This window comes from Flaviramulus basaltis (assembly GCF_900114265.1).
GTDB lineage: Bacteria > Bacteroidota > Bacteroidia > Flavobacteriales > Flavobacteriaceae > Flaviramulus > Flaviramulus basaltis.
Map to the genome: position 1 here is coordinate 1 of NZ_FPKV01000019.1, position 4,066 is coordinate 4,066.

The following is a 4,066-nucleotide window of genomic DNA, read 5'->3' on the forward strand; positions in this document are numbered from 1 at the left end:
AACGAGCAACTGACATTGGTTTAGGATAAAACTAGCTATTTTTTATATACGGTGTTGTGTTTTCGTTGTTTTTTTTCTTACAGTTTTTGGTCAGTCAGATGTTTTTTGATTTTTTATTCCGCAAACAAGCTAAAAGTCCGACGAGATTTTTATTTCATATTTGAGTGAGAATCCAACGTAATATTTGAAATTCCGCAATATTATTTTTCTGTTTTTTCTTTCTTAAAATTCAAAAAAAAATTCGAAAATCAAACTAAGTTTTTTTGATTTCGAGTGCGTTTCGCAATGAAACACAACGGTTACGTATAAGAATAGTGCGTTTTTGTGTGCGAGGATTTTCCGAAGGAAAATCAGAAGCTAGCAAAATTGCACAAACTCTTGATTAAGCTCTAAACTAAGCATTATTTTTATACAATGTTGGCTGTAGTTTTTTATTTAGTTTCTCTATCGATTAAATCAAATGCTGCTTGAATCGGAACACATACTGTATATCCTGAATTTGTTAATTCTGTATTCGTAATTTGTTCACGACTACTATGCCATTTTGTAACGAACGGAATATATTTAGAAACAATTCCAATTATTCGATAATAATCGTCTTCTCCATATTCGACTATTGGACCACCACTATTTCCAAAATATGTTGGACAATCAATAATGAAAGTGTTTTTATTCTTATGTACTCCAGCGATAATTCCTTTTCTCAATAAAGGTTTACTGCTATCAAAATCTTCGTTTCTTCTCATTCCAAGCGAGGTAGGATAGCCCATTAAAAAAACATCATTGCCAATTCTTATTTGGTCAATTCCACGAGTTGCTTCTTTGTCAAGAGAAACGAGTCTTAAATTGTTAGGCATTGATATTTCGGATAGATAACTTTCTCCTATTAATACTGATGGTCTTTTATGTTTAGTTTTATCTGTTTTTAGAGGTGCTTCCTTATCGTATAACTTTTTAAATTCACCAAGTTTAATAATAGCGACATCGTTAACTTTATCATATTTACAGAATGCTTTTTCTAAGTCAATTCCCAACATCATTGGTTCTTCAATGTTGTTTGCATTTTGACAAGTCATTATTAAGTTTTTAGCTCTTATTTCAAGATTTTCTTTAAATAAAACGTGTCTAGCCGTAATAAGGTAATTGTGGTTTTTATATTTCAATCTGAAACCAGAACCATAAGATTTTCCTTCGTCTAGACTAAGTAATACAGAATAGTAAAGGTTATCTTCTGGTAATACATTTCTTGTTTGCATAAGGTCTTTTTAAATTACAGCCAACGTGTTTGTGTATGATTTCGTTGCGTGTTTAAGCACTAAAGTTAGCAAATAAATCACAGATAGAAAGTCCGCGAGGACTTTCGTAAGTAGGCTATAACCAGCAATGAATTATACACGGTGTTGTAAGCAGTTTTTATTCGTAGTACTCAATTTCTCTAGTCGTAATTTCTGTTGCTTTTAAATCTTCGTGCGTTTTTCCTTCTTTCGTTTCTTTTTTTATCCAGTTGCCTAACTTATCATACTCATAATTATTAACTACAACTTTTAAAGTTGTTCCAGATTCAGTTAAATATTCTTCTAGTTTTATGTTTTGGAATTTATCATATTCCGTAACTTCAGTTTTATATTTATCAAATCTCAAACGCCTATATTTTCCAATGACTTCTACATCTTTAGTTTTATTTCCAAACTCGTTGTATTCGTATTTGAAATTATATCCAATTATTGGTTCTTTATTTGGGTAGATATAATATCCTATCGATTCTATTTTATTGCCATTATTATCGTACTTAAAGATTTGGTCTGTATTGTGAGGTGAGAATTGAGCAAGTTGAAACTTCCTAACTTGACGATTTTGATTGTCATATTCAAAACCAAATAATGGTTTATATGTACATTCAGTTTTTCCATTGGATTTCATACAATGACCTTCCTCTATTATATTACCATTTAAGTCAAATTTAAAAATTCTTTCTTCTATAAAATTTCTTCTAAAGTTGTGAGTTGTTACAAGGGTTAAATTATTGCTACTGTCATATTCATACTCTTCTTTTTCATATATGTAATTTTCTTTTCCTTCTTGAGTTTTTTCATTGTAATCACTAAATCCGCCATACAAATAGTCTATTTTGTTCGTAATTCTATTTTCATTGTCAAATTTCTGTAGAATTTCTTTGACAAGAATATTGTTCATATAATGCTTTTCAAGAACTAGATTCCAATTCTCATCATATTTGTAAGTTTCTCCATCTAAACCAATTACCATTTTATTTAGTTTAGAAATAAGTTTTCCATTTTTAAAAACGTAGTGAATCCCTTCGTCTCTTAAAGTTCTATTAATAACATCAACTCCTAATCCGTTTTTAACGATTTTTTGAATTGCTCCATTTTCGTTAAAATCATAAATATAATTTTCTGAATTACCGTTTTTTATGTTTTCCTTTTCGATAATGATATTCTTAATCTTTCCTTTTAATTCAATACTCAATCTTTTCTCATCATCAAGTTCAAAAGTGGTTTTTTCTTGACTGAAAGTCAGAAGTGAAAAAATAAGAAGCAATATTGTGATTGAAAATTTCATTTTAGTTATTTAGTTTCTCAAAAATATTCCAGTTCTTTCTTTTATAAAAATCAGAATGAGTGAACGATGTTTTTCGTTGAGTAATGAGGTTTGTCAAATTGCTTACAACGGTTACGTATAAGAATAGTGCGGTTTTGTATGCGAGGATTTTCCGAAGGAAAATCAGAAGCTAGCAAAACTGCACTAACCTTTGATTAAGCACTAAACTACGCATTATTTTTATACGATGTTGGCGGTAGTAATTATTTTCCAAGTATTTCATTGATATAAATTGAACGATATTTTTCAGGATATTCAACTTGTACTCCGTGTGTTCCATTTTCAAATAAAAACCATTTTTTAGATGGCGCAATAAGTGAATCAAAATACGCTTTTGCTACTGACGTTTCGGTAAAATGGTCATTGTCTCCTTGTAATATATAAACTGGCACTTTCAATTCAGGAATATCACGCATTAAATTCATATTGATTGCAGTAGGTTGTAAAATTTTAGCTGCAGGATAGTAGGATTCAGGGCTATTTATCATATCAGTAAATTTTTCGCTAAACGTTAATCCATTATCTAAAAACATACTTTTAATAAAATTAAAATCGGTTTCTAATTTTATCGGTGCATACTTCATTACAATCTTTCGTTCTATTTCAAAGGCTTCAGTTACTGAATTTTTTGAGTTTTTAACATAAGGTGGTCTTCCAATTTGTTTTAATTGATTGATTGAAATGGTATCATTGTGTTTTTGGGATTCTGACATTGCAAATTCATAAGATAATTCTTCTGAAAGTGATAGATTCGCCATAAGACCACTACCAATATAGGCGTGATATAATTCTGGCTGTTTTTGAACCATATAAGCTGCTACCGCTGTTCCCCACGATAAACCTTCAATGTAAATTTTGTCTTTTTTGAACGTCTTTTTTAAATGATTGGATAGTTCCAAACCATCATCAACTATATGTGATAAGGTAATGGATGAATCAGGTATGCTATCATTAAAAGCTAGCCCAGAGCCTCTTTGCTCCCAGTAACAAACCGTAAAAATATCTTCCAAATCAGTTCTTGTCAATTTGTAAATTACAGGTAAAATTGGTGCGCCTGGTCCTCCGTGAACTATTAGTAGTACGGGATTATTCTTGTCTTTTCCTCTTATGGTAATCCTTTGAGGTACTCCATTGATTGTCATATCCTCGTGCATAGCGATACTATTCGGAAGAACATTACCGTTTTCGTCTAAAAAAGGTTCTTCGTTTCCAGAACTATTGATTCGAATTATTAGTAATACAACTAAAATAAACGCAACAATTGCTCCCAGTAAAATCAAAAACCACTTTCCTATTTTCTTTAATATTTTCATATGTTCTTAACTTGTTCTATGGTTTTTTCTTATTACCGCCAACGTTTATGTATATGGAAAGTTGCGTGTTTGCGTGCGAGGATTTTCCGAAGGAAAATCAGAAGCTAGTAAACGAGCAACTGACATTGGTTTAG

General features: G+C 30.7%; 3 protein-coding genes. All 3 read right to left on the minus strand.

Annotation, left to right across the window (positions count from 1 at the left end):
• Positions 1-431 precede the first annotated feature (431 nt).
• Positions 432-1,256, minus strand: a complete 825-nt coding sequence (locus tag BT151_RS18240; protein ID WP_072403800.1) for a S1 family peptidase — start codon at positions 1,254-1,256, stop codon at positions 432-434.
• Between the two features lie 157 nt (positions 1,257-1,413).
• Positions 1,414-2,580 carry a hypothetical protein gene (locus tag BT151_RS18245; protein WP_072403801.1) on the minus strand — a complete coding sequence of 389 codons (1,167 nt, stop codon included), beginning with the start codon at positions 2,578-2,580 and terminating at the stop codon, positions 1,414-1,416.
• Positions 2,581-2,822: 242 nt separating this feature from the next.
• Positions 2,823-3,932: an alpha/beta fold hydrolase gene (locus tag BT151_RS18250; protein WP_072403802.1), complete on the minus strand. Its 1,110-nt coding sequence runs from the start codon at positions 3,930-3,932 to the stop codon at positions 2,823-2,825.
• Between the last annotated feature and the right edge of the window lie 134 nt (positions 3,933-4,066).

Excerpts from the sequence above, each read along its gene's own strand:
- BT151_RS18240 (WP_072403800.1), bottom strand. The coding sequence starts at position 1,256 with ATGCAAACAAGAAATGTATTACCAGAAGATAACCTTTACTATTCTGTA.
- BT151_RS18245 (WP_072403801.1), bottom strand. The coding sequence starts at position 2,580 with ATGAAATTTTCAATCACAATATTGCTTCTTATTTTTTCACTTCTGACT.
- BT151_RS18250 (WP_072403802.1), bottom strand. The coding sequence starts at position 3,932 with ATGAAAATATTAAAGAAAATAGGAAAGTGGTTTTTGATTTTACTGGGA.